We start from the raw sequence: 492 nt of genomic DNA, 5'->3' as shown, positions 1-492 counted from the left end.
GCATTGAACATGGTCGGGCTCGTCGTCTGGTGTCTGGAAGAAAACGAGAATGCCGTGACCTTCTATCGGGCCATGGGCGGCATGGATGTCGCCGAGGGCATGGAAGAATTCGGCGGCCGCGCGCTAAAGAAGCTCGGGTTCGTCTGGCGGAATTGAGCGCCGTTTTTCAATAAAAAGACCCCTCCCCATCCCTCCCCACAAGGGGGAGGGCTAACTTGGAGCACGTCCTCTGCCACAGGCAGCCTTGCGCTTGCTTCAGCGGCTATGTGGGCCATTGAGGGTAGAGACAAGTTAAGTCCTCCCCCTTGTGGGGAGGATTTAGGAGGGGTTCTTCCAAAACAAGAGCCTACTTCGCCGCCGTCAGATCCGGATAATTATACACCGGCTCGCTGATCTTCTTGCCGACCTTGCCATGAAACACCGGCTTTTCCTTGCCGCAGGCGAAGCCCGGCGCCTGTTCGTCGGCGAGTTTGCGGGCCAGTTCGTTGGCGT

This window comes from Amazonocrinis nigriterrae CENA67 (assembly GCF_016056305.1).
GTDB lineage: Bacteria > Cyanobacteriota > Cyanobacteriia > Cyanobacteriales > Nostocaceae > Amazonocrinis > Amazonocrinis nigriterrae.
Note: the sequence above shows the minus strand (reverse complement) of the source record.